The sequence below is a fragment of the Fulvivirga sediminis genome, from assembly GCF_016757215.1.
Taxonomy (GTDB): Bacteria; Bacteroidota; Bacteroidia; order Cytophagales; family Cyclobacteriaceae; genus Fulvivirga; species Fulvivirga sediminis.
Genome location: NZ_JAESIY010000005.1, coordinates 279,239 through 303,795 on the forward strand (window position 1 = coordinate 279,239; position 24,557 = coordinate 303,795).

The following is a 24,557-nucleotide window of genomic DNA, read 5'->3' on the forward strand; positions in this document are numbered from 1 at the left end:
TACACATAATTAACGTTAATATAACGACCAACTATTATAAATCTGATTATTAATTCGAAAATTATCTATAAGTGCGCACGAAAGGAGTCGAACCTTCACGCCTGAAAGGCACTGCCACCTGAAGACAGCGCGTCTACCAATTTCGCCACGTGCGCGTCGTTAGAGTTATCGCTTTTAATAACAATAGTAGTAGTTTAATCTAAATGTGCGCACGAGAGGAATCGAACCTCCACGGCCGCAATGGCCACCAGGCCCTCAACCTGGCGCGTCTACCAATTCCGCCACGTGCGCATAAAAACGATTTAGGTAGTATCAAAAGGGCCACAAAAGTAATAAGTTTTATTTTATAAGCAATACCTTGCCCCTTACTATTTTTTCCAAATCGAATTTAAAAAGTAGCCTTTGCTGTCATAAAAATTATTCTGGATCACAAATCCCACTTTAGAGGCCATACTTTCAACATCCTTTACATTATATTTTTGTGATATTTCCATATGCACAGCTTCCCATTCATCAAACTCTATGGCCTGATCCATGATCTCAACTTTCTGTTTTTGAGCACTGACCAAATAGCTGGTTGTAGTTCCGGTGTATGGATCATAGGTAGGCCAGTGTTCAAATTTAGACACATCAAAATTACCCCCCAGCTCATTATTTATTCTATCCAATAGGTTCAAATTAAATGATCTGGTCACCCCCTCTTTGTCATTATAAGCATTGATAATAACGTCAGGGTCTTTCTTCAAATCAAAACCGATCATTACGAGATCTCCCTTTTGTAATGAGTCATATAATTCCTCCAAAAACTCCATGGCCTGCTCATATCTAAAATTACCAATATTAGACCCTAAAAAGAGCACTACATTTTTAGCTTGCGTATTTTTCAGCTTTTTCAATACAGAAAAATACTCTCCTTCCATAGGTTTCACATTCAAATCAGGAAGCTCTTTTTCCAATGATTCTGATAGCAATGACAATACATTGCCCGAAATATCTATCGGAATATAACTGAAATCTGTATCTGCCTGTACAAAAGCACTGAGCAGCACCTTAGTTTTATAACCATCTCCTGCTCCAAATTCAATTAAATTAAACTGCTCTTCGTCTCCTTTAAAAATTTGGAGCATTTGCTCCTTATTCGTCTCTATTATTTCAAACTCACTTCTGGTAAGATAGTACTCATCCAGCTTCATTATTTCTTGAAACAGGGCGTCACCTTTCTCATCATAAAAATATTGAGAAGAAAGCCTCTTAGGAGTGGCATTTAGCCCTTCCAGCACGTCTTTTGCAAATTGTTTATTCATCAAAGTATTTTAAATGTATTTAGCCAACCTCAACCCGGAAAACATCCATCTAAGATGAGGGTGGAAAAAATTTCTATAAGTAGTTCTAACATGGTTAGCAGGAGTAGCACAAGAGCCACCACGCAGTACCATTTGGTTTACCATGAACTTTCCATTATACTCTCCTACTGCCCCAGCTGGCGCTTCATAGTACGGATAAGGCAAATATGCACTGCTAGTCCACTCCCATACATCACCTAAAAACTGGTAATTATCGCCTTTCTTAGCCGTAGGGTTACAATGGTCAGATTCCATGAAATTTCCAAGGTTCAAATCTTGAGAGTAAATATTAGCCGCTACCTCCCACTCAAACTCAGTAGGAAGCCTTAAGTCCTTCCACTTAGCATAAGCGTCTGCCTCATAATAGCTAATATGAGTTACAGGAGCAGCAAGGTCTAACTGCTGCAGACCACCTTTAAGAGAATAGTAATACCATACTCCCTCTTTTTTATACCAATAATCAGGCGCTTCGATACTTTCTCTGTTTACCCAATCCCATCCATCAGAAAGCCAAAACCTGAAATTGTTATATCCGCCGTCCTCTACAAACTGTAAATATTCTCCATTAGTAACCAGCCTGTCCATAATGGCATACTCATGCAGAAAAACCTTATGCACACCTTTTTCATTATCAAAACAAAACCCATCTTTCTGATGACCTATTTGATAAACGCCTTCCTCAATTTTTAAAAAATCACTTTCTTTGACCTCCGCAGCATCAAGTGATTGTTTATTCATCTGTTTCAAGTAAGCGGGGAGCAGGGGGTTGTGTCCAAGAATGTATTTAATATCATAAAATAACAACTCCTGATGCTGCTGCTCGTGCTGCAGCCCCAACTGTAATAGGTTGAAGACCTCTTCCGGCACTTCATCTTCCAATAAACTATCCATATGCTCATCCACATATTGCCTATAGGTCATCACTTCTTTCAAAGCCGGCCTAGTAAGGTTTCCTCTGTTGGTCCTCACTAGTCGTTCTCCTACACTTTCATAATAGCTATTAAAAATAAAGCCAAAATTCTGGTCGTAAGGCTGATAATTCTTTTTATAGGGGATCAATATGAAAGTTTCAAAAAACCAAGTAGTATGCCCCAAATGCCATTTCGGAGGACTAACATCAACAACAGGCTGCACTACATAATCTTCAGGAGAAAGCGGAGCGCAAATATGTTCAGTAGTTTGCCGAACGCGCCAAAACTTCTCTTTTGGCTTTACTTCTTCCAATACCATAAATAGGTTAGTTTAATGATTTTAAGAATAGATTAGTTGTAAAAGCTGCTTAGTAACTTACAAATACAACAAGCCTATATACCAAAAAGTTATGTACTCAAACTGCCATTTTCTTCCTTCTTGGATCTACGTGATTCGCGTAATTATAGTTTTAATGGAACCTAATATCTATAGAGATGGGTTGCTATCAGAGGTTTATTTTTTATAGCTCTATTACCGACTATAATCCACAATAACCAGTGTTAAAAAAAGCATCGCAATATGCGTTTTTTGACGTATATTGGCAGACTTTTTAATAATTTCTAGAATTATCCCATGTATATGAAACATAATGTAAGAAGAATCTTTGCGGGGCTGGCAATCGCATTAAGTGTTTATAACATAAATGTATACGGACAGGATGCCGTACAGGACAGCAGCCAGGCACCTCCCAAAAACTGGTTTATTCTTGATCATGCCAATGATGATGTGGAAGGTGTAAGCGTAGAAAAAGCCTATAATACCATCCTCAAAAACAAAAAGTCAAAGACCGTAACGGTAGCTGTGATAGACTCAGGAGTGGACATTGACCATGAAGACCTACAGGGTAAAATATGGATTAATGAAGATGAAATAGCTGGTAATGGTATTGATGATGACAACAATGGTTATATAGATGATCGTTATGGCTGGAATTTCATAGGTGGTAAAGAGGGTAATGTAGAGGAAGACACCTACGAACTCACCAGAATTTACAACGATCTGAAAGCTAAATATGGCGACAAAGAAGCTAAGAAGGTTAAGAAAAAAAACAAAGAGGAATATGAGTACTGGTTAAAAGTGAAAAAGAACTTTGAAGCTGATTATGAAAAGGCTCAACAGCAATACCAGTTTTACTCTACCTTCCACAAAAATCTCATGCGCTATAACAATCTACTTCAGTTATACTTAGACGTAGATGAGGTAAGCATGGAAGATTTAAGATCTGTTAATACTAGCGACTCTATTATACTTGCTGCCAGAAATATGGTAGGCATCATATTACAAAACGTAGGGGATGAAGCTGATTTTGAACAACTTGATGAAGAATTAGCTGAAGCTGAAGAGCATTTTGCCAATCAGGTAAACTTCGCTTTCAACACAGAATTTAACCCCAGAACAATTGTAGGTGATGACTACAATGATCCCTATGAAAAAGGATATGGAAACAGTGATGTAAAAGGCCATGATCCTAGCCACGGCACGCACGTTTCAGGCATAATAGCTGCCAATAGAGATAATGACCTGGGTATTAAAGGTATTGCTGAAAATGTAAAAATAATGGTGGTAAGAGCTGTACCTGATGGAGATGAAAGAGACAAAGACGTGGCTAACGCTATTATATATGCCGTTGACAATGGTGCACAGATCATAAACATGAGTTTCGGAAAATCTTACTCTCCACAAAAAGAAGCTGTAGATAAGGCTGTAAAATATGCCGAAAGCAAAGGGGTGCTACTGGTACATGCGGCGGGCAATAGCTCTAAAGACCTTGATAAATCAAACAACTTCCCCACCAGAAAATTTAAAGACTCTAAAGAATTAGCCACTAACTGGCTAGAGATAGGAGCTTCTGCTTGGGATGATGACGCTAGCTTTGTGGGTTCATTTAGCAACTATGGTAAAGAATCTGTAGATATATTTGCTCCGGGAGTAGATATTTACTCTACCACTCCTGATAACACCTACAGCTCTTTTAATGGCACTAGTATGGCCGCCCCTGCCACCACTGGCGTAGCTGCATTACTTATGTCTTATTACCCTGAGCTATCTGTAGATCAGATTAAAGATATAATTACCAAATCAGCGGTGCATTTCGATGAACTAAAAGTGATGAAGCCAGGTGATGAATCTATGGTAGACTTCAAAAGCCTTTCCATTTACGGAGGCCTTTTAAATGCTTATGAAGCGGTAAAACTAGCAGAGTCTATGACCTCAAAATAAAGGAAGTTTAAAAATAATTGCCTTAGACACAAAACCGGACTAACTTTAGTCCGGTTTTTTATTTTACTATAATACAATGCAAATACTCGTACACGCACACTCAGGACTCAGATGGTTAGTACTCATATCGATACTATACGCTATTATCAACGCAGCAGGCAAAACAAAAGGAACCGTTCCTTTTACCGAAAAGGATAAAAAAGCGGCCTTATTTGCTCTTATTTTTACTCACATACAACTAATAGTGGGTATTATTCTTTATTTCATCAGCCCAAAAGTAATCTTTTCAGGTTCTTCTATGGGTGAGCCCGCTTTAAGGTTTTTCTTAGTAGAACACAGCTTAATGATGCTGATAGCTATCGCATTAATAACTATTGGCTATAGCAAAGCCAAAAGACTTACTGATGATGGCAAAAAGTTTAAAACCATCTTAACTTTCTATGCCATAGGACTGTTAATCATGTTAATATCAATTCCTTGGCCGTTTAGAAATTTGGGTGGAAGCTGGTTCTAAATTACATATAGACAAAAGACTTGAGATCACTCAGGGAGACATTACTCAACTGGAGGTAGAAGCCGTAGTAAATGCCGCCAACTCATCGTTATTAGGAGGCGGTGGCGTAGATGGAGCGATCCACCGAGCTGCAGGCCCTGAGTTACTCGAGTTTAACAAAACCCTTAAGGGATGTAAAACCGGAGAAGCTAAGTTGAGCCCCGGCTTTAACCTAAAGGCAAAAAATATTATCTCCACCGTCGGGCCTATCTGGCGGGGAGGTAATAATAATGAAGATGGGCTGCTAGCCAACTGCTATAAAAACAGTCTTTTACTTGCTGAGAAGCACCATCTCAGCTCAATAGCCTTTCCTTCTATAAGTACAGGAGTATATGGCTTTCCGTTTGAAAGAGCCGCTAAAATAGCCCTGAAAACCACCCTCTCTTTTTTAGCGCAAAATTCCTCCCTCCAAAAAGTAATACTCATCACTTATAGTGGTGATGATTACAACAGTTTAGTACAGCTCTCAAAACAAGAGATATGAAACAAATATTTATCATCCTGCTGCTATTCACTACAACCATAAGCATAGCCCAGGTACAGCATAATTTTGAAAAAGGTCCTGAAAACACCAATTGCCATGAGCTTCCTCCTGAATTTGCAAATCATAATGAAGCTATAAAAGCTCTTACTTCCACCACTTTCAGACTGAAAGAAACCCTTTCCATATCGAAACACCTTAACCCACAAGCACTACGCTATTATTCTTGTGATGGCAAAAGCGGCTACCTGGTAGCCAAAGAAACGGATTCTACATATCAGGTATATCCTCAAATACCCTATAAGCTTTGGCAGGAATTTAGCGAATCTAAAGATCCGGTATACTTTTATAAAGAAAAGATAAAGACTCAATATTCCAAACTACCTCAATAAAACTAAAAAACAGGTTCTACAGTATAACCCTTTTCTTCTAGCAAGTGTAAAACACCTTTCCCTCCTCCTAAATGCCCTGCTCCTACAGCAAATAAACTTGGCTTTTCTTTGGCCATATCTATTATATGAGGCAGCCAATTCTCATTCCTTTCATATAATAATAAATCCGCATAGTCAGCATACTGAGGATCTTCAACCACCAGCTTAGCTAATTGCTTTACATCCTTCTCTTTATAGGCCTTTAGCAACTTATTAAAATCATTCCTTGCCTTGTCCTTATCAGCGATCAACTCATTGACAATCTTTATTTGGTCTGCCTCTGGTATACTATCAAAAACACCTACCTGAAATTCTACGGTCTCCAGGCCTTCCACTGGTATTTCATTAGACTTAGCCATGTTTACAATTTCATTTTCAAAGGCAATAATCTCATCACAGTTTAGCAGCTTGGGCAAGATCATAGTTAACAATACAAAAGGCTTCATTACCCCAAACTGAGTCATAGTAGCTCCATATCCTTTTTGAAGAAAGGCATTAAGACTATCTAGCTCGCTTTTAGAGAATTGATCAGAAATATTTCTAAACCCAGGATTCATAGATAGTTGCTGTATCTTCATCATCATAGCAGGGTCATCCATATCTATCTCAAGCACTGCTCTATCAACATGAGTCATAGCATTTTCTACTGTAGTTGACATACTGTAATCTTCACTACACATCATATGAATAGTGCCAAAAATATAAGAAGGCTTAGAAATGCCCGGTCCGGTGAGCTTGAATAATAATGACGACTCCTGCCCCCTCAACAATAAGGGAGTAAACAATATCACGAACAGCAAATAAACTTTTCTCATATTCCGGTTTTAAATTGACTACAAATAACTCTTCTATAAATATAATAATCCCCACATCAATACAGTTATAGAAATGAAACTTATCTCTATGAAAAAGACCTCAACGGCCGGTAAGCTTCAGCATCTTCCGGTCTGCTGAGGTTCTTCACTATTATTTTTAGCAAGCTATCCTTTTCTTTGCAACCTTAAATCGGCATTTGGTGTCTATACAGTACTTAATCGCAAGTATATGTTTCTAGGTATTGAAATAGCAAAGAAGGTAGTGAACACGGCAAGAGTTATTATTTTCTCTCTTCTTATTATTAGCTGTAGTCTGGATGACTCAGAACTAACAGATCAAATTAATGCTGATAACGAGAAAATTGAGGCCTACCTTACAGCTAATAACATTAATGCCACCAAAGACAATAGCGGCATTTACTATCAAGAGCTTTCTACCAATAGCACAGGCACCTCGGTAAACAATAATGACGTACTTTATATACTTTACACTATACAAACCCTTGATGGAAAGATACTGGAGCAGAGCTCTGACTCAATAGCCGTACCTTTTTATCATAACTACCAAAGTGTGATCCCTCTTGGGCTGGATTATGGCATGCAACTCATGAAAAGTGGTGAGAAATTCCGATTTTTCATTCCCTCTACCCTTGCCTATGAAGAATACAGCAATAGCAATTTTTTCGACGCCTACACTAACTTTATAATGGATGTAGAACTGGTAGAGATTAAAAACAAGGCCAGTATATATTTAGAAGAGAAAGATAAAATACGCTCATTTTTAGATCAGAAAGATTTAGATGATGAGAATCTAGAAAATGATCTTTATTACAGTGTAATAAAAGAAGGCCGCGGTAAGAGACCATCTCCAAAAAGCAGTGTAACCATTAACTTTGTACGAAAATACCTAGATGGCACCATCATAGAGCAAACCAGTTCAAGTCCAATAACTTTCCAGCTTAGCAATAACGAAGCAGTAGAAGGCCTGGAACGAGGAATATTAAAAATGAAAGAAGGTGGCAAAGCATTAGTTATTATGCCCTCCCGACTAGGTTTTGATGAAAGCCTACAAGTGTTCCCTACCAAGCTCAGAACCCATCTACTAAAAGATAAGATTATTTTCTCCAGCGTCGAACCATTCTCTCCCCTAATATATGAAGTAGAATTATTGCAGGTTCTATAAATCCATGCACGTTCAACCCCTATTTTCTACATTATATCGATTTTAAATTATATAATTGATCGGTTTTTCGGATTTTCAGTAACATAGATGCCCTTGCCTTGTTGACATGATTGATTTAATTAACCACACCTTTAAAAATGAAAGCAAATCTTCTACCTGATTTTCTGATCATTGGAGCCGGAAAATGTGGCACCACTTCGGTCGATAATTATTTAAAGCAACACCCTTCTATCTATGTAACTAATGTTAAAGAGCCTAATTTTTTTGGGTATGAATTAATTAAGCCCGAGGACTTTGAAGACAAATCAAAGCTTAAACATTATTACGATTCGGTAACCGACCTGAAATCTTATCAAGCTCTGTTCAGCCAAGCTAAGGCTGACCAACTACGCGGAGAGACTTCAAACACCTATCTATATCATGATAGGGCTCCTGAAAGGATTAGATATTATGTGCCAAACGTGAAAATGGCAGCTATTTTCAGACAACCTGCCGAAAGGTTATACTCCAGATATTTACACCTGGCAAGAGAGAATAAACTACCAACCAAAAGCTTTGATGGCGTACTAGACAAAAACAGTATCTGGTGGGAGCGAAATGATTTGATGAAAGAAGGGTTTTATTACAAAAACCTGATTCGCTTCTTTGATTACTTCCCTAAAGACCAAATTAAAACTTACTTGTTTGAAGACCTTAATGGCAACCCACAACAAGTAATGCAAGACATCACCCACCACATTGGAGCAGATAGCTCATTTGAGTACGATTTCTCTATCCAATACAATAAATCTGGTTTTATTAAAAACAAGTTTTATGACAAAATGGTGGGGCATAACAGCGTGATCAAAAATAGCATAAGAAGCTTAATGCCAGAAAAAGCGTATTCCAAACTACAGAATTCACCTTGGGTAAGGAAAAAATTCACTGACATTAAAAACAAAAACCTGGCAAGGCCTAAGCTTGATCCTGAATTAAAAAAGAGAGTAACTGAATTTTACGCTGATGATATTCAAAAACTTTCTAAGCTTATTAATAGAAATTTAGATCACTGGCTTGCTTGATAAAGGTTTTCTAAGTTTTCATTAGATAAAAGTGGGCCTAATAATATGGCCCGTTTTTATTATATATCCGCTATTGTCCATGTATTGCTTGAGCGCTTGATCATGGTAGGTCATAAACGTACCTTTCTTTTATACACTTCCAATTATCCACTCACAACTGGCCGTAGCATCTGCTACGATCCATATATTGCTTGAGCGTCCGCTCAAATTCCTTTCTTCAAACACAAACTCGTATTCATGAAATACTGACTAAGCATTGTAGCTACAGACATACGCTTATCCCATTCCGAGCAAATGCTCTTGATTATGGCAGGTCGTAGGACCGCTGCGCTTAACCTACGACCAGTGGGAGCAGGCGGGAACGAGGGCTAGAATTAACCTATTAAAAAATTACTATAAATTAATTGATCATTTTCCAAAAACTCCATTATAAGTTTTCCATCTTCCGAAATTACAGGAAAGCCTTGCCGAGAGGTTAGTAGAATCTCCTCCCAATATTTAAAAAAATCCTTTGTCTTTAAAATTAAAACAACACCTCCATACCCCACCTCAACTACTATCTTATCCTTTTTACTCATTTCACTTTTAGACAAAATGGAGATTAATTGCTCATTACCATCATTCAAAAAAGAATAAACAAATGAAGGGCAAATTAAATCCCAATCAATGTTGCCTCTATATTGGGTGTTTTTATAATCCTTTATCTCTCTTAATCCAAATTTTTCAATAATATTGTATTCATACTTAGGATGATTGTAAGATAAAATTGATTCTGTTTTTATAAATTTATTTAAATGTGGATGTATATACATTAGAAAATATTTTTTAATGTTTTTTCGTATACCTCTTTATTCATTTTGATGGGTATAGCCCCTTTTTCTGTGGCTTTTTCCCAATTTATATGAGCTCCCAACTAGTCGTAGCATCCGCTACGATCCATATATCGCTTGAGCGTCCGCTCGAATTCTTTTCTTTACGAACAAATTCATATTAATGAAATACTCCCTGTGCATTGTGGCCTCAGACATCCGCTTATCTCATTCCGAGAATATGGTAGGCCGTAGGATCGCTCCGCTTAACCTACGACCAGTGGGGGATTATAAATTACTGTAATCAAAATAAAACAGACAGCTTTCTGGATCAAAATAAGCAAGTCCATAATGAGCTACATCATTTTTTACTTTACCTGCCAGCAAGATTCCATCTTCACCTATTTGACGAAAAAAAAATGGAGTCACATATTCGATATTCATTGAGTCTAGAGAAATAACACTGGAACTCATTTGTAATTGACCATAAAAGTTTGAACAATCCTTAATCTTTAATACAACTCCATATCTAGTATCTGAGCTAGTTTCCATCATCATTAAGTTGCCTTTCTCTTTGATTTCATAGATCAAAGGTAATTTCACCCCCAATGTTTTTCTCGTGTCTATATAATAACTTACCCTGCTTTGACACAAATAAAAGCCAAGAACAATCATCAAAAAACCTAGTAAAACTATCTTTTTCATTATTTAATACTTCCTACTTCTTTATATCCCTTCTTATCTGAAGTTACCTTGAAATCATCACCATTTCCCGTAACAATTTGAAATGCTCTTACTTTTCGCACGGCACCTTCTCTTAAGTTTGGCCGTAGCATCCGCTAGGATCCATATATTGCTTGAGCGTCCGCTCAAATTTCTTTATGCACAAACTTGTATTCATGAAATACTGTCTGTGCATTGTTGCAGTAGACATCTGCTTATCTCATTCCGAGCAAATGCTCTTGATTATGGCAGGTCGTAGGACCGCTGCGCTTAACCTACGACGTTTACAAGGAGGACAGAAAAAAGAATACTTGCCTAATCGTAGGGCAGCTCCGTTCAACCTACGACCAGTGGGGGCCGAGCGACTGCGGGGGATTGCAGAGGGACTACCGAGCCATTAAAAATCTATATATTAAATAAACATTTAACCCTATCAAAACCAATAAAAGCAAAGTAGTATCACGTCTTTCACAAGAGTTAAATGAGGATATGCTCAAAATCTCTTTATTGTACCAACTAATACCATATACCTCTCGATTTTTTATTAAAGGATTTACTTCTTCCAAATAAAAAGTAATACTGTCGCCTTCACCCCAACTTAAAATTTCATCTCTATCTATCATTTTGTAGGCACAACCACTGAGCTTAAAACGATAATTATTTCGATAAATCTTGAATATGTAATTATATCTAGGCACATCACCACCATATATTTTTTCTATTGGTTTTTCTCTCAATATACCTGAAATAGATATTAAGTTATCCTTCAGAGTTGTCCGATCAAAAAAAAATATAATAACTATGCCGCATGTAATTATCAGGATCCATAAAATATTTTGTCTTCGTTTCTTTTTCATATTATTGATCAGCCTTGTTCTTGCCGGTAACCTTGAAATAAAAGTCTTTAGCCATTTTTCTAAATGTCTTCTTATAAAAATCCTCTGTTAAGTCAGGTAATTTTACTCCTTGTTTTTTAAGACTACTCCACACTTTGCTTGAGCGTCCGCTCAAATTCCTTTCTTTACGTACAAACTTATATTCATGAAATACTGACTAAGCATTGTGGCTTCAGACATCCGCTTATCTCATTCCGAGCATATGCTCTTGTACATGGTAGGTCGTAGGACCGCTCCGCTTAACCTATTGCCAGATGGAGCGGCTGCGGGTGGAGCTAATCACATAAATTCGATTTTTCTTTATCAAAACTTAACTCTATTGTCTTACTCTTAGGATGATATAGAATCAAATCTTCATCGGACAAAGATTTGATCTCGATTTCTTCTTTAGAACCAGTTTTATAATTTAAAATTAATTTATCCCCATCTTTACTCCAACTGCCATTCTTAGAAATGAAGCCTTTAGTCTCGAAAGTATTATCTTCTTTTAAAAAAAAATACTGACATCCTTCTTGGATAACGTCTTCATTAGTTTTTAAGTTGATAACTTTTTTCAAATACCAATTTCCAACAACTTCTTTACTTTTATTATTGTTGCATGAAATTAAAATCATACAACAGGTTACAATTATTAAATTTTGTCTCATTATTAATTTATCACCTATGAATTTTCAATATCTTTTTCCGGAACGGTTAGTATCCAAGCATCTTCAATCCCCTCTTCTTTAGCAACCTCTCTCAATTCAAGGGCATCTGTAAAATCATGAATACTATAATCTTCTGCTATCACTAGATAATTGCCCTTATCAGATTGCGGAAGAATTCGAATGTTGGCGTCTTCATATTTATCTTTTAGAGATTTTGCATAATTCCTCGCATTTTCTCACAACTGGTCGTAGCATCCGCTACGATCCATTCATAGCTTGAGCACCCGCTCAAATTCCTTTTTTATGTACAAACTTGTATTCATGAAATACTGCCTGTGCATTGTGGCAGTAGACATCCGCTTATCTTATTCCGAGCAAATGCTCTTGTTCATAGTAGGTCGTAGGGCAGCTCCGTTCAACCTACGACCAGGTCGAGAGAAACCACCATGCAAAGCATGGCGGGAACTAGGGGTTATCTATAAGACCTTACTTTTAAAGTTGTATTACCTCTTCGAGGCTTGGAAGAGGTGATTTGATATTGAATCAGAGAATTATTGGGAGCTTCCCCCTTCTATTACTTAATTTTCCCCCTGAGTTTTCTTCTTTAATCGATAACTCCTGAAAATTTACACCTAATTCAAAAATATCCATAAGGTTATTATCGGATTTACTAATAAAATCAAGCCACTCTGAATAAGTATGAATATCAAGGATATTACGAAAATTAATATACTCAGGCTGGTCAAGTGAGGCATCAAAGTTTGTCAACTCCTGCGGCAATTCGAGTGAAACCACCTTTCCCTCCCCAAATGGCACCAACCAGGTGTGATAAACATTTTCCTTTTCAATATCAAAAATCATGAAATCTAGATCGCCAGAAACAGAATATTTAATAACTTCTCCATCATACATAAGATCGTAATCATAATTCATTGTGCCAATATAAATACCATCTTCTCCATATGTTCTTTGCCCATATTCAAATTTATCATTCTCATAATAAACTTGAGTGTAGTAATCTGAGAATCCTTCTTTAGGATAAGATATATTAAATCCCTCATCGGTAAACTGATCTCTAAAGCAAACATAGAATCCTGAATTAAAGCTATTCGGATAGGCTCTAATTCCAATTGTTGCCATATTTAAAGACTCCGGTATAGCTAATGTTTTGGAAACTATATCATTATTCACCAATCCAAGATCTACAAGATTATCGCCTTCTGTGATTTCAGTAAAAACACCGTATTTTACAAATTGATCCTGATCATTAGATGCTACAATATAAATATCAGAAGGGTTAGTTTTCAAATCTGTATTATAACCATTTTCCACATTCACTCCAAAGTAAGAAATAGATTGATCATGAGCACTTACTCTATAGCTAGTGCCCTCTTTTGCATTTTGAAATTTCAAGTCTGCCCGGTAAGGATATTCAGATTCCTCACTCGTATAAACCTTGTATAGAACCCATTTTCTGCCTTTATTAACTTTTGTATAAGTTATAATTTCCAATTCTTCCCCATTATTGTAAAGTAAGCCTTGGGATAAGTAAAACTCACTACCCTCGAATTGAGAGGAATACAAAACTACACTATCTCCATTTGAATATTCGGTAGAGGCTATAAGGCTACCAGTTACATCCGAGAGAAATACAAAACCACGCATACCTTCGGCAAGGTTATCACCTTGAACCTTTATAGAAACCAACACACTATCAATGGGATTTTCAATTTGAGGTTCATCAGAAATTAAAGGATCATCATCTCCACAGGATAACAGACATGCTGCTAAGCAAACAATTAATAGCCTTATGATTGTGTTGGGATATAACATTTAAAAATTTTGGTTAAAGATAAATTCCAATTTTAACGAAAAAATATCATTTAACTGATTGAATTGAATCATTTATTACTTAATCACCCTGATGAATCCAAATGAATTCGGTGCCATTAAAATAGAGTAACCCTACGGAGCATTCCTCCTCTCTTATGCTAATGGCATCATTTTCAAGCTTAATTTTCTTTTCGCCTAACACATCACCATTTTCCTTAAAGGTAGTTTTCATAAACGTACCTTTCTTTTATACACTTCCAATTATCCACTCACAACTGGCCGTAGCATCTGCTACGATCCATATATTGCTTGAGCGTCCGCTCAAACTCCTTTCTTTAAGAACTAACTTGTATTCATGAAATACTGCCTGTGTATTGTAGCCTCAGACATCTGCTTATCTTATTCCGAGCATAGATCATGGTAGGTCGTTGGACCGCTCCGCTTAACCTACGACCAGTGGGTGCAATTTCTAGAAAAGAACGTCTTTTATAAATAAGATAAGTAACATTAATAACATAGCTATTAAAGCTCCATAACCTCTAGCATATGGATATGGATTATCATCGGTAACAGAATTAGGGTGTAACATCACTGATAAAAATCTTCCCATATAATAAGCAAAAACAAAGACACCAATTATTAAAGTATAAAAGAGAACTATTTTCACATTTATTTATTATCTCCTGTTTCTTCAATGTATTTTATTGTTCCTTGAACACCAGAAGTTGTATTCAAAACCGCATCTAATGCTTGATTTGATTTAGAGTAAACATTTAAAACTCCTTGTCCCCCAGAAGACAACCCTAAAAATTTCATAATATATCTCATCACCTGTTAGAGCATCACTTATTGTACCCCCTATTGTATATATTTTCCCCCGTTGGCGCGCGTTTTCAAAACGCGTGACCAGTTTAATATAAACATATGCGGAACAACAAGGACTTTGATCATCAATAATTTTCATCATTCCTTCCCAGGTTAGCGGACTAGATGGCACGCATTAAAAACAGCGCACCAACGGCTACGGACATACGCAGAACCACAGGGGCTAATATTAAATACATCTTTTCTTAAAGCACTAGCTTGCATTCATGAAATACTGACTGTGTATTGTAGTCTTAGGCATCTGCTTATCTCATTCCGAGCATATGATAGGTCGCAGGACCGCTCCGCTTAACCTACGACCAGTGGGGGGGGTTCAGACATCTGCTTATCTCATTCCGAGCATATGATAGGTCGCAGGACCGCTCCGCTTAACCTACGACCAGTGGGGGGGGTTCAGACATCTGCTTATCTCATTCCGAGCATATGATAGGTCGCAGGACCGCTCCGCTTAACCTACGACCAGTGCGGGGGTAAAACAATCGCTTGGCTACAGCCGAGTGATTATTATGCTTTAGGCCTCTGGCCGATATTGCACTAAATGCCCTGATTCTAAATACCGAAAACGTAGAGAAAGGCCTGACATAACCTGACTCTAACTATACTTATCCCAATGCATCTATACCTTACCGGCCAGAGGCCTCAGTAATAGTCGTCACACGGCAGAGCCGAGCGACTGCGGGGAATCGCTTGGCTACAGCCGAGTGATTATTATGTTTTAGGCCTCTGGCCGATATTGCACTAAATGCCCTGATTCTAAATACCGAAAACGTAGAGAAAGGCCTGACATAACCTGACTCTAACTATACGTATCCCAATGCATCTCTACCTTACCGGCCAGAGGCCTCAGAAATAGTCGTCACACGGCAAGAGCCGAGCGACTGCGGGATTAAATCTTAACCCATATATGGTTAAAAAAATCACCCTCTTTATAAAACCAAGTCATTTCCATACATTCTTCAAGTTGATCATCATAATAATCAACCTTATACAGCCCTTTGGATTTTGAATAATAAAACTTCCTACCTAGTGAATCAATTTTGACATCAGCGTAATTAGAAACTCTATTGTGATCTGGACATACCATATTTTGTTCAATAACGTAGATCGTATCGGAATCTAAAACTAATAAACCTTTATGGCCTGATACCAACACACCACGCTCTTGTTCATAGTAATCCGTTCCGTTTTGTGTAAATTTAGTTTTCTTGTCCCCAAGTTTTGCAATTGGTATTACCTCAATATTATTGTGTTCCTTAAAATATTGAATCACACATAATGTATCTGATTTCAGACCTGTAAAGAGCAGTCCGGATTTTACATTATACAATTTGTGCTTTTCAATTAATGAACCAAAATCTCCTCGATTGTTTCTAAATTTGTTGTTCTGGTTCAATACTCCACAAGAAATTACAACCAAAGAACCAAGGCAGATCCATCCTCTAATTATCTTTCTTCTTTCTTTCATTATAAAATTTCTTGACCCATTTAGTTTTACTTTCATAGTCTTTCTTGTATTCCCCGCCATCAAGTGCATTCGAAACATCATCATAAATTTTGCGAGCTAGAGAACCTTCTGGGGCTTCAGAACCTGAAATTGAAGACCCACTATCTATTATCTTTTTTTGATCCTCAGTCAACTTTTCATAATCATTAGCAGTCATATGATCCTCGACACCATAATCTCCATCACCCTTACCATCTACAATATGCTCTTGCAAATGAATCAAAATTTCATGAACAATTGATTCTAAATTCCAATCTACACCACTCATAGCTTGTTGTCCTTCCAAGGCAACAAAATGGATTTGACTTTTCCCATCTAAAATTTGCTCCCGAATAAGTTCGATATTAATGGCATATTTCTCAAACCTTTTTTCCAACTTCCCTCCATAATCTACCCATGCAGGTGATAAATTTGGGTTATTTCTGTTCTTTAAATAATACCTGTATTGTTCAATTGTTTTACCTGAAAGAGTGTTCGTATGCCCCTGTCCAATACCACCGTTTCTCATATGGTCACCGACAACAAAGAAAACTGCCGCTTTTTCTTTTAGTTCGGGTTTCTGTATGGATTCCCAAACTTGACTTAAGACTTCATCGTCATGAATTACTTCTAATTCGATGTCAAACCCATCTTCAAATGAAGTTGTAACTATTAGTTCTTCTAGTCCGTCAAGGTCTATAGCCCAAATGGGCATATTCCCAGCAAATTGATACGGAGTATACCAGGGATAAGAAGCTGTAAGCGGATCCACAGAGAGGAATCGTCCAATAGCCGGATTATAGATCCTAAACCCATAGTCATAATGCGTAAGGGCTATGCGGTGCTCGGTGGCTTCTTGCTCTATTTCTTCCAGGGTTTTGCCTTTATAGGTTTGCCATATCTGGTTAGAGGTTAGGGCGTAGTTATAGATTTTTATGTCATCAAAAATGGCGGCGGTGTTGTAGCCGTCTACTCCCAGTCGGCCTATGTATATAGGGCGGTTGGTAATGTTCAGCCTGGTAGTGGGGTCTATATAAATGCCACCGTCATACACGCCGTTTACATATAGTTTAAGGTCTCCGCCTTCACGCACCATGGTGAGTTGGTACCAATCATCAAGGATGAGGTCATTCGCAGATAGGTAGTCTCAGAATCGATTATACCTAAATATAACCAATCAAAAAACCCCAAAAAGAGCATAGCTCTATTCGGGGTTTTACTTTAAACATTGAATTATATCATTTATGACCTAAAGATCTAAGCTCAATTATTTAGATGCTTTTCTATGGTCGACTAATAAAAAGAGTCTATCATTAAAATCATATAAAAACAGCCTCCTCTTATTTATTTCCTTATTATCTTTTTGGAAATAACTTCTTTATCCAATCTCATTTTTATAATGTAGGTGCCAGATTTAAAATCTTTCATATTTATTTCATTGTAGCCTTTCTCCACATTTACTTTTTTAAGTAGCGTGCCATTCATGTCATAAATACTCAGATTCCCCTCTTCCGGTGTGCTTGGTAAGGTTATAGAAAGAACATCTTCGGTTGGGTTAGGGTAGATCGAGAGGCCATCTATTTCGGCACTTAGGGCTTCAGCACTTTCTCTAGCTAAACTAGCTGTAGATCCAAAAGTAATGTAGCCGTTACAGTGTAGCCACTCACTATATTGCCCTCCGCAAGCATCGTTTTGCCAAACACCAGTATTAGTAGCCATATTTTCTGCCTGCAGTGTATTTCCATTGACCTGAATATAGTCAACCCTTACATCTCTTGATTCATTGTCATTAATAAACTCTACATTGATATTTCCTGACAATGATGTAGTTGCGGTATAGTTACTCATCGCAGTATTTAAGGTCCAAGTTTGCACGGCAGTACCATTTACAGATAAGCGAATCTGTTCGCTACCATTGGTACCCTGCGCTCTTACTATAATGGTTTGACCTCCGGAACCTCCACAGTTACTAGCAGCCGAACCTGCTCCGGAAGGAGCCGAACCCGCGGTAAATACCAGTTTATCCAATAAAGCACCATCTTCACGGTAAGCAATTCGCAAAGTGTGGTTACCTGCACTTAGGGTATAAGGCTGCACTTGCGCCCATGTCCAACTACTAAAAGGCCCTATACCATTCCACATGAACCATGAGCCGCCATCTACACTTACCCAAAAAGAGTCATCATCAGCATTAGGGGTGATGGTACGCGCCCATAGGTTGTAACTACCGCTTTGACTTACAGTGAAATTATAGCTGATCTGTCCATTTGCTGCCGGCGCCGCATCCAGACTATTAAGTCCTGGCTGTACACTTACATATTTATTATTAGAAGCATTAGCATCATTGGTAGTATTCCAAAGAGATCCTACCGTTCCGCACTCTGCTTCTAACCATATAGCTTCTCCTGATGGAGGGTTAGGGGTATCTCCTAACAATGAAAGCATCTTTACAGCATACCTCCTCCCTAGTTCACGGTACCCTGCTGAGGTAAAATGCAACCTGTCTGACACTGCAGTACACCCACTAGAAGAAATAACATGTGCGTTTGAAATCACTTGAGGAAGTCGTGCAATGAGTGAGTTAGCACCTGCCGCAGCTCCGCCTTGATCCGCATTTACCACTTCTCCTGCTAAAATGGGAACGTTGGCAGGGTTTAGGTTAAGATCATTCATCAGGTTATTATAAATAGCTCTCACTTTATTAGGCCACTGATTGTCTCCTGCATTAGACTCTCCTTGGTGCAGCAAAATACCTTTAATCACACCATCTCTTTGAGCTTGTTTTGCCAAGCTAACTAATCTACCATAAGGATTACCACCATATTCATTGGCAATATTTCTTAACCAATCAGGAGCTGTAGCTAAATATGACTGATAATTATTCTTATCAAAAAGTTCAATTTTACATCCTGCAACAGCTACATGCACTACCCCCACCTTTACATTTGAAGGCAGGTTAGCTATCATTGTTTTTCCGAAATTATCAGCAGGAGAAAGGCCAGTATAGCATCTACAGAGCGGAGGCACCGCCGTGTACCATGACCCCATACTTCTCCCGAGGTTAGGGCAGTTAACAGCTTCCATCACCCGAAAGCGTGAATCTACCTGACGATCTTGATTCTCAATAGCCCCCTGACCTTCCATATTAGACTGACCAAAACAGAGATAAATATGGAAATTAGGATCTTGCGATTGAGCACTTGTAAAAACAGTGAGCAATACCAAGAGGGTAAAAATTTTTATTGGGTTTAGGTTCATGAGATTAATGATTTTAAAGTATTTTAAGATTTAAAATTGCCAACTAAGCGAGTTTCATTTTATAAATAATAGCAGTGTATTTTGGCTATTGCTTTTATCAGGATGTTGATAATGGCTTAATCATAAATTTTGAGTTTAGTGTTGAATTTGTTGTTAAGATAAATCTATTAGAGGGGCATAAATGCCAGAAATGAGACTTTTTAAACAACATATGTTGCATATAAGATTTTTGTTCCAAGCTTTATCATAAACGAGAAGCCCTCTCGCTTTTAAGCGCTGCTTTGGGTTGGAAGCCATTCCTCTTAGGTTCGATTAGGGCCCTTTGCGGAAAAGGTCTCATTATCAACATTTGACCAATTTCAATTCCTCTTAGGTGCGATTAGGGCAAGCTAGAGACTATTGTACACGACTTTCATCACAAATTTCAATTCCTCTTAGGTGCGATTAGGGCAAATAGGATGTATTTCCATTTGCTTCTATGTTGTATTTCAATTCCTCTTAGGTGCGATTAGGGCAAATTTAATTATATGTATGTTATTATTTATGCTTCTAATTTCAATTCCTCTTAGGTGCGATTAGGGCTTTCACCAAAAGTCACTCCAACCATAGCTATTTCAATTCCTCTTAGGTGCGATTAGGGCTATTTCTAACTGCTTTCCATACACCCTTAGAATAATTTCAATTCCTCTTAGGTGCGATTAGGGCCAGAAACCGTACTGATGATGAGCTATTAGAATCAATTTCAATTCCTCTTAGGTGCGATTAGGGCCAGAAACCGTACTGATGATGAGCTATTAGAATCAATTTCAATTCCTCTTAGGTGCGATTAGGGCTAAAATATAAACCGCTATCTTGGTACTATAATTCATTTCAATTCCTCTTAGGTGCGATTAGGGCCCGGATACGGCCATTCTGCAAAAGATCTAGCTATACCCATTTCAATTCCTCTTAGGTGCGATTAGGGCCCAAAGCTCAGGCCGGGGACGACCTTTCAAAATTAGATTTCAATTCCTCTTAGGTGCGATTAGGGCAGGAGGTTTAGTTAAAACATGTGGTCGTCTTTCAGATTTCAATTCCTCTTAGGTGCGATTAGGGCTAGGCATTCTCAAACTTAATATCGTGCAGTTGCTTAATTTCAATTCCTCTTAGGTGCGATTAGGGCAACTAGCAAAATATTTAATACATCTAAGAGAAATATTTCAATTCCTCTTAGGTGCGATTAGGGCAAGCAATGAGGAATAGTGTATTAGGTAGTATTAGATTTCAATTCCTCTTAGGTGCGATTAGGGCAAGCAATGAGGAATAGTGTATTAGGTAGTATTAGATTTCAATTCCTCTTAGGTGCGATTAGGGCAGTAAAGAAAAGAGGTAATTGGAAATTAAGACCTATTTCAATTCCTCTTAGGTGCGATTAGGGCTCATAGGAAGCGTTTTAAGCCACGGAAATGCGCAATTTCAATTCCTCTTAGGTGCGATTAGGGCAACATCTTTAATCTTTTCCATAATATCAACAGTATTATTTCAATTCCTCTTAGGTGCGATTAGGGCCAGATTTAGAACTTTTATTTAAGATTTTGAATGATGAATTTCAATTCCTCTTAGGTGCGATTAGGGCTTCTTGACCTCGTGTGCGAGGAGTTTATTAAACAGAATTTCAATTCCTCTTAGGTGCGATTAGGGCAGTGGACCCGTGTAGAGGGTGTAAATAACGCTAATATATTTCAATTCCTCTTAGGTGCGATTAGGGCATAGAATTAACTAAATACCAAAGATCAAAAGTAAAAAAATTTCAATTCCTCTTAGGTGCGATTAGGGCATGTACTAGAAAAGCCTTGCATGTTGTCTCAGGGAAAAATTTCAATTCCTCTTAGGTGCGATTAGGGCAAAAGCCCTTAAAAAGATAAACAAGGCACTACATATATTTCAATTCCTCTTAGGTGCGATTAGGGCTAAAAGACAGTTACCGTTTCTAACTCAATGCCCTAAATTTCAATTCCTCTTAGGTGCGATTAGGGCAATTGAATCACTTAGAAAGCGAGCTATCAAAATTGGATTTCAATTCCTCTTAGGTGCGATTAGGGCCACGATACGTTTAAAATTCCTTATTTAGAAAGTCATTTCAATTCCTCTTAGGTGCGATTAGGGCACTGGATCCATTTCCAATCAATACATTGCCTAATGTATTTCAATTCCTCTTAGGTGCGATTAGGGCAATCACTTTCATTTATTAGATGTATGAAGTTTTTTAGATTTCAATTCCTCTTAGGTGCGATTAGGGCTCACTATTAAAAGTTACCTCTTGACCTTGAAGAAATTTCAATTCCTCTTAGGTGCGATTAGGGCGGAGGTATATCATAAGAATTGTAAGTTATATTGTTATTTCAATTCCTCTTAGGTGCGATTAGGGCTACAATAATTGCAGTAGGCAGCGAAAGAACGATATATTTCAATTCCTCTTAGGTGCGATTAGGGCTGTTTTCCCGAGTAAAACCTGATAGTTTTGCTGTTTTATTTCAATTCCTCTTAGGTGCGATTAGGGCTAATTTCACAGTCTCGAATACAGTAATTTATGTCGATTTCAATTCCTCTTAGGTGCGATTAGGGCTTAATATAAAGTATCTGATTTTCAAGATACCTACTCTCATTTCAATTCCTCTTAGGTGCGATTCGGGCTTAATATAAAGTATCAGATTTTCAAGATACCTACTCTCATTTCAATTCCTCTTCGGTGCGATTAGGGCTAAAGTTGATGATTATGAGTTGAAGTTTTCAGATAAATTTCAATTCCTCTTAGGTGCGATTAGGGCTTTGATAAGTCATCAAGATCAAACAAAACTGGACTATTTCAATTCCTCTTAGGTGCGATTAGGGCTAAAGTTGATGATTATGAGTTGAAGTTTTCAGATAAATTTCAATTCCTCTTAGGTGCGATTAGGGCAAGAGACTTTACCATCTCAACTGTACCTTTATTTTCTCATTTCAATTCCTCTTAGGTGCGATTAGGGCAAGAGACTTTACCATCTCAACTGTACCTTTATTTTCTCATTTCAATTCCTCTTAGGTGCGATTAGGGCGTTTGATCTTGATGACTTATCAAATGAAGACGAAACAATTTCAATTCCTCTTAGGTGCGATTAGGGCAACAGGAAGTTTTAGAGCTAAGGCGAAAGATTGAAGAATTTCAATTCCTCTTAGGTGCGATTAGGGCCAAGTGCAGTCCAAAAACCTTTACGGTCATAGAAATTTCAATTCCTCTTAGGTGCGATTAGGGCTCGATACACTTCGATAGCTCATCACAAATTGCCAGATTTCAATTCCTCTTAGGTGCGATTAGGGCGGCAAAACACCAATAAAGAAGAAAAAATAATAATCAATTTCAATTCCTCTTAGGTGCGATTAGGGCATTACTCTTTTTCCTGAACTGACTGAAGATCAAAAGAATTTCAATTCCTCTTAGGTGCGATTAGGGCCCCGCCCGTTTAATCATAAAATACAGGCGAAATGGCGTTTAAAACAACATTTCAAAAAACTTTTTCACCAAAATGTCGTCGACCCCCGATAGTATAATTTACCCCAGGGATCGACGACACCGTAAACAATTAATAATCAAACAATTAAACCAAGCAACATGAAAGTCATTTGATCCTTCCTCTCCCAAGCTTAGAGACCGACGACTATAAGAAGTTATCAATCTTATTTTTTTCTTCTCCCACTACCTCCTTTTCAAGCCATCTTTCATCTTTACTTTTAAAAAGTATCAAGCTATCATCACCCCTCATAATTTCTTTGGCCTCTATTTTTAATGATTTCAGCTGAACTCCTGTAAGCTCGCCTTCAAATACAGAATTTTGGATCCAATGCAAATAGCGTCGGCACAGTTTCAACATCTTCGCTACTCGCTTTTGGTTCATATCATATACTAAAATAACATACATAATTTTACCACCAGGCCTTAAAAGGTTGATACTCTTTCGCTCCAATTAAATGATTACAAAGCTTGTAGCATTCTAATTTAATGAGATGCTTATAGCTTACATGCCTCCCCAAACTGCGGTGTTTTATGGTTTGGTTAAGCCGGTCTTCCCAAGCTTTTAAGAAAACCTTCTTGCCTTTTTCCTTCAGGGTAATTCTACCCGTTCCATCATGAAAATCATCAGCCTTGAGCTGCTGTTTATTCAGAAGTGAGAAAATGACCCTATCGACTAACAATGGCTTAAATATTTCTGCAATATCTAAGGCTAAACTAAACCTACGAGCCCCTGGTTCATGCAAAAAGCTGATGGTAGGGTTTAACTGCGTATGATAAATCTGATCAAGACAAATGGTGTAGCAAATCATATTGCCAAAACTGATCAGACTATTGACTTCATTTTTTGGAGGTTGCTTACTCCTGCCCTCCATTTTCAAATCTTTCAAAATCTCATCAATACCAATATAGTAGCACTGTCTGATATTCCCTTCAATACCCATTAACTGATCTATCGCCTGACTTTGATCAATATCTGAGATCCACTGCTCTATAGTATCAATAGTCGGAGTAGTATTTTTACCTCTATTTTGATAATACTTCAAATTACGAAGCATATTATGCGCAGCTCCTTTGATTAGCGGCCTGGCTATTTCGAGACGCTTTTTATTAGATAAATAATGCCGGGTTTGCTCTACCTGTAACTTGCCAGCCTGTAAATATTCTTTGGCATAAAAGCTACCTGTATAATGCTCATAGTAATCAAAAAAATGGACGTTTATCCTGCTCTTCCCTAAAAAGTTATACAATGCGGAATTAGCATCTAAACTGCCATATAAGTATAGATCCGAAACATTTTCAACAGGAATATATTTAGGCATTAACTCTTTCCCATTATCATCTACCGGAGTAAACTTCAGCGTATTATCTTTTCTACTGAGTCTGCCGGGATTAAAGAGGTAGTATGTCTTTTTCATTTATTATAAAATTAATACTC

At 37.7% G+C, this 24,557-nt stretch carries 22 protein-coding genes, 2 tRNA genes, 1 pseudogene and 1 CRISPR repeat array; of the genes and pseudogenes, 6 read left to right on the top strand and 19 right to left on the bottom strand.

Annotated features, from left to right (window positions below; genetic code table 11):
* Nucleotides 1-72: 72 nt before the first annotated feature.
* The 4 genes from JL102_RS10910 to egtB all read right to left on the bottom strand — a co-directional run bounded on the left by JL102_RS10910 (nt 73) and on the right by egtB (nt 2,573).
* Nucleotides 73-155, bottom strand: a tRNA-Leu gene (locus JL102_RS10910).
* Between the two features lie 51 nt (nt 156-206).
* Nucleotides 207-291, bottom strand: a tRNA-Leu gene (locus JL102_RS10915).
* 77 nt (nt 292-368) lie between these two features.
* The gene (gene egtD, locus JL102_RS10920; RefSeq protein WP_202244432.1) at nt 369-1,304 is read right to left on the bottom strand and encodes an L-histidine N(alpha)-methyltransferase; all 936 of its coding nucleotides are present in this window, start codon (nt 1,302-1,304) and stop codon (nt 369-371) included.
* Nucleotides 1,305-1,313: 9 nt separating this feature from the next.
* Nucleotides 1,314-2,573 (bottom strand): ergothioneine biosynthesis protein EgtB, encoded by a 1,260-nt coding sequence (egtB, locus tag JL102_RS10925; RefSeq protein WP_202244433.1) that lies wholly within the window; start codon nt 2,571-2,573, stop codon nt 1,314-1,316.
* Nucleotides 2,574-2,894: 321 nt separating this feature from the next.
* Between egtB and JL102_RS10930 the strand changes: the two genes are divergently transcribed.
* The 4 genes from JL102_RS10930 to JL102_RS10945 all read left to right on the top strand — a co-directional run bounded on the left by JL102_RS10930 (nt 2,895) and on the right by JL102_RS10945 (nt 5,961).
* Nucleotides 2,895-4,535 carry a S8 family peptidase gene (locus tag JL102_RS10930; RefSeq protein ID WP_202244434.1) on the top strand — a complete coding sequence of 547 codons (1,641 nt, stop codon included), beginning with the start codon at nt 2,895-2,897 and terminating at the stop codon, nt 4,533-4,535.
* Between the two features lie 76 nt (nt 4,536-4,611).
* Nucleotides 4,612-5,049 carry a cytochrome B gene (locus tag JL102_RS10935; protein ID WP_202244435.1) on the top strand — a complete coding sequence of 146 codons (438 nt, stop codon included), beginning with the start codon at nt 4,612-4,614 and terminating at the stop codon, nt 5,047-5,049.
* A complete protein-coding gene (locus JL102_RS10940) occupies nt 5,033-5,572 on the top strand; it encodes an O-acetyl-ADP-ribose deacetylase (RefSeq protein ID WP_317191635.1) in 540 nt (179 codons plus the stop codon). Before JL102_RS10935 ends, JL102_RS10940 begins: the two co-directional genes overlap by 17 nt.
* The gene (locus JL102_RS10945; protein ID WP_202244436.1) at nt 5,569-5,961 is read left to right on the top strand and encodes a hypothetical protein; all 393 of its coding nucleotides are present in this window, start codon (nt 5,569-5,571) and stop codon (nt 5,959-5,961) included. Before JL102_RS10940 ends, JL102_RS10945 begins: the two co-directional genes overlap by 4 nt.
* Before the next feature lie 2 nt (nt 5,962-5,963).
* On the opposite strand, the gene JL102_RS10950 is transcribed toward JL102_RS10945, so the two are convergent.
* Nucleotides 5,964-6,815: a TraB/GumN family protein gene (locus JL102_RS10950; RefSeq protein ID WP_202244437.1), complete on the bottom strand. Its 852-nt coding sequence runs from the start codon at nt 6,813-6,815 to the stop codon at nt 5,964-5,966.
* A 229-nt stretch (nt 6,816-7,044) separates the two neighbouring features.
* Here JL102_RS10950 and JL102_RS10955 point away from each other — a divergent pair, with 229 nt between their 5' ends.
* Both JL102_RS10955 and JL102_RS10960 read left to right on the top strand, forming a co-directional pair.
* A complete protein-coding gene (locus JL102_RS10955) occupies nt 7,045-7,998 on the top strand; it encodes an FKBP-type peptidyl-prolyl cis-trans isomerase (RefSeq protein WP_202244438.1) in 954 nt (317 codons plus the stop codon).
* Between the two features lie 137 nt (nt 7,999-8,135).
* Complete coding sequence (locus JL102_RS10960) at nt 8,136-9,059, top strand: sulfotransferase (protein ID WP_202244439.1); 924 nt, start codon at nt 8,136-8,138, stop codon at nt 9,057-9,059.
* 374 nt (nt 9,060-9,433) lie between these two features.
* Here the strand turns inward: JL102_RS10960 and JL102_RS10965 are convergent, their stop codons facing one another.
* The 14 genes and pseudogenes from JL102_RS10965 to cas1b all read right to left on the bottom strand — a co-directional run bounded on the left by JL102_RS10965 (nt 9,434) and on the right by cas1b (nt 24,537).
* A complete protein-coding gene (locus JL102_RS10965; RefSeq protein ID WP_202244440.1) occupies nt 9,434-9,871 on the bottom strand; it encodes a hypothetical protein in 438 nt (145 codons plus the stop codon).
* 285 nt (nt 9,872-10,156) lie between these two features.
* Nucleotides 10,157-10,573: a hypothetical protein gene (locus tag JL102_RS10970; RefSeq protein ID WP_202244441.1), complete on the bottom strand. Its 417-nt coding sequence runs from the start codon at nt 10,571-10,573 to the stop codon at nt 10,157-10,159.
* A gap of 404 nt (nt 10,574-10,977) precedes the next feature.
* Nucleotides 10,978-11,448: a hypothetical protein gene (locus JL102_RS10975; protein ID WP_202244442.1), complete on the bottom strand. Its 471-nt coding sequence runs from the start codon at nt 11,446-11,448 to the stop codon at nt 10,978-10,980.
* Between the two features lie 314 nt (nt 11,449-11,762).
* On the bottom strand, nt 11,763-12,134 hold the full coding sequence (locus JL102_RS10980) for a lipocalin family protein (protein ID WP_202244443.1): 372 nt from the start codon (nt 12,132-12,134) through the stop codon (nt 11,763-11,765).
* A 14-nt stretch (nt 12,135-12,148) separates the two neighbouring features.
* A complete protein-coding gene (locus JL102_RS23800) occupies nt 12,149-12,277 on the bottom strand; it encodes a hypothetical protein (protein ID WP_262896858.1) in 129 nt (42 codons plus the stop codon).
* 400 nt (nt 12,278-12,677) lie between these two features.
* Nucleotides 12,678-13,967 carry a hypothetical protein gene (locus JL102_RS10985; protein ID WP_202244444.1) on the bottom strand — a complete coding sequence of 430 codons (1,290 nt, stop codon included), beginning with the start codon at nt 13,965-13,967 and terminating at the stop codon, nt 12,678-12,680.
* 79 nt (nt 13,968-14,046) lie between these two features.
* Entirely contained in the window at nt 14,047-14,199 is a 153-nt protein-coding gene (locus JL102_RS10990) for a hypothetical protein (RefSeq protein ID WP_202244445.1), read from the bottom strand.
* A 437-nt stretch (nt 14,200-14,636) separates the two neighbouring features.
* The gene (locus tag JL102_RS10995; RefSeq protein WP_202244446.1) at nt 14,637-14,783 is read right to left on the bottom strand and encodes a hypothetical protein; all 147 of its coding nucleotides are present in this window, start codon (nt 14,781-14,783) and stop codon (nt 14,637-14,639) included.
* Nucleotides 14,784-15,738: 955 nt separating this feature from the next.
* Entirely contained in the window at nt 15,739-16,317 is a 579-nt protein-coding gene (locus JL102_RS11000) for a hypothetical protein (protein ID WP_202244447.1), read from the bottom strand.
* The gene (locus JL102_RS11005) at nt 16,292-17,272 is read right to left on the bottom strand and encodes an RHS repeat domain-containing protein (RefSeq protein WP_317191637.1); all 981 of its coding nucleotides are present in this window, start codon (nt 17,270-17,272) and stop codon (nt 16,292-16,294) included. The genes JL102_RS11000 and JL102_RS11005 overlap by 26 nt, the downstream gene beginning before the upstream one ends.
* Nucleotides 17,246-17,461 (bottom strand): annotated as a pseudogene (locus JL102_RS23805) (LamG-like jellyroll fold domain-containing protein); the annotation flags it as partial. The gene JL102_RS11005 and the pseudogene JL102_RS23805, both read right to left, overlap by 27 nt.
* A 218-nt stretch (nt 17,462-17,679) precedes the next feature.
* Nucleotides 17,680-19,593, bottom strand: coding sequence for a sialate O-acetylesterase (locus JL102_RS24010; protein ID WP_202244449.1), 1,914 nt, complete (start codon nt 19,591-19,593; stop codon nt 17,680-17,682).
* A 289-nt stretch (nt 19,594-19,882) separates the two neighbouring features.
* A CRISPR array of direct repeats spans nt 19,883-23,063; the repeat unit is 30 nt; unit sequence ATTTCAATTCCTCTTAGGTGCGATTAGGGC.
* A 204-nt stretch (nt 23,064-23,267) separates the two neighbouring features.
* A complete protein-coding gene (gene cas2 / locus JL102_RS11015; protein WP_202244450.1) occupies nt 23,268-23,528 on the bottom strand; it encodes a CRISPR-associated endonuclease Cas2 in 261 nt (86 codons plus the stop codon).
* A 4-nt stretch (nt 23,529-23,532) separates the two neighbouring features.
* Nucleotides 23,533-24,537 carry a type I-B CRISPR-associated endonuclease Cas1b gene (gene cas1b / locus JL102_RS11020; RefSeq protein ID WP_202244451.1) on the bottom strand — a complete coding sequence of 335 codons (1,005 nt, stop codon included), beginning with the start codon at nt 24,535-24,537 and terminating at the stop codon, nt 23,533-23,535.
* Nucleotides 24,538-24,557 lie beyond the last annotated feature (20 nt).

Excerpts from the sequence above, each read along its gene's own strand:
- JL102_RS10990 (WP_202244445.1), bottom strand. The coding sequence starts at position 14,199 with ATGAAAACTACCTTTAAGGAAAATGGTGATGTGTTAGGCGAAAAGAAA.
- JL102_RS10945 (WP_202244436.1), top strand. The coding sequence starts at position 5,569 with ATGAAACAAATATTTATCATCCTGCTGCTATTCACTACAACCATAAGC.
- JL102_RS10985 (WP_202244444.1), bottom strand. The coding sequence starts at position 13,967 with ATGTTATATCCCAACACAATCATAAGGCTATTAATTGTTTGCTTAGCA.
- JL102_RS10960 (WP_202244439.1), top strand. The coding sequence starts at position 8,136 with ATGAAAGCAAATCTTCTACCTGATTTTCTGATCATTGGAGCCGGAAAA.
- JL102_RS10955 (WP_202244438.1), top strand. The coding sequence starts at position 7,045 with ATGTTTCTAGGTATTGAAATAGCAAAGAAGGTAGTGAACACGGCAAGA.
- cas1b (WP_202244451.1), bottom strand. The coding sequence starts at position 24,537 with ATGAAAAAGACATACTACCTCTTTAATCCCGGCAGACTCAGTAGAAAA.
- egtB (WP_202244433.1), bottom strand. The coding sequence starts at position 2,573 with ATGGTATTGGAAGAAGTAAAGCCAAAAGAGAAGTTTTGGCGCGTTCGG.
- JL102_RS10950 (WP_202244437.1), bottom strand. The coding sequence starts at position 6,815 with ATGAGAAAAGTTTATTTGCTGTTCGTGATATTGTTTACTCCCTTATTG.
- JL102_RS10970 (WP_202244441.1), bottom strand. The coding sequence starts at position 10,573 with ATGAAAAAGATAGTTTTACTAGGTTTTTTGATGATTGTTCTTGGCTTT.
- JL102_RS11000 (WP_202244447.1), bottom strand. The coding sequence starts at position 16,317 with ATGAAAGAAAGAAGAAAGATAATTAGAGGATGGATCTGCCTTGGTTCT.
- JL102_RS10965 (WP_202244440.1), bottom strand. The coding sequence starts at position 9,871 with ATGTATATACATCCACATTTAAATAAATTTATAAAAACAGAATCAATT.
- JL102_RS10980 (WP_202244443.1), bottom strand. The coding sequence starts at position 12,134 with ATGAGACAAAATTTAATAATTGTAACCTGTTGTATGATTTTAATTTCA.
- JL102_RS10935 (WP_202244435.1), top strand. The coding sequence starts at position 4,612 with ATGCAAATACTCGTACACGCACACTCAGGACTCAGATGGTTAGTACTC.
- JL102_RS10930 (WP_202244434.1), top strand. The coding sequence starts at position 2,895 with ATGAAACATAATGTAAGAAGAATCTTTGCGGGGCTGGCAATCGCATTA.
- JL102_RS10975 (WP_202244442.1), bottom strand. The coding sequence starts at position 11,448 with ATGAAAAAGAAACGAAGACAAAATATTTTATGGATCCTGATAATTACA.
- JL102_RS24010 (WP_202244449.1), bottom strand. The coding sequence starts at position 19,593 with ATGAACCTAAACCCAATAAAAATTTTTACCCTCTTGGTATTGCTCACT.
- cas2 (WP_202244450.1), bottom strand. The coding sequence starts at position 23,528 with ATGTATGTTATTTTAGTATATGATATGAACCAAAAGCGAGTAGCGAAG.
- egtD (WP_202244432.1), bottom strand. The coding sequence starts at position 1,304 with ATGAATAAACAATTTGCAAAAGACGTGCTGGAAGGGCTAAATGCCACT.
- JL102_RS10995 (WP_202244446.1), bottom strand. The coding sequence starts at position 14,783 with ATGAAATTTTTAGGGTTGTCTTCTGGGGGACAAGGAGTTTTAAATGTT.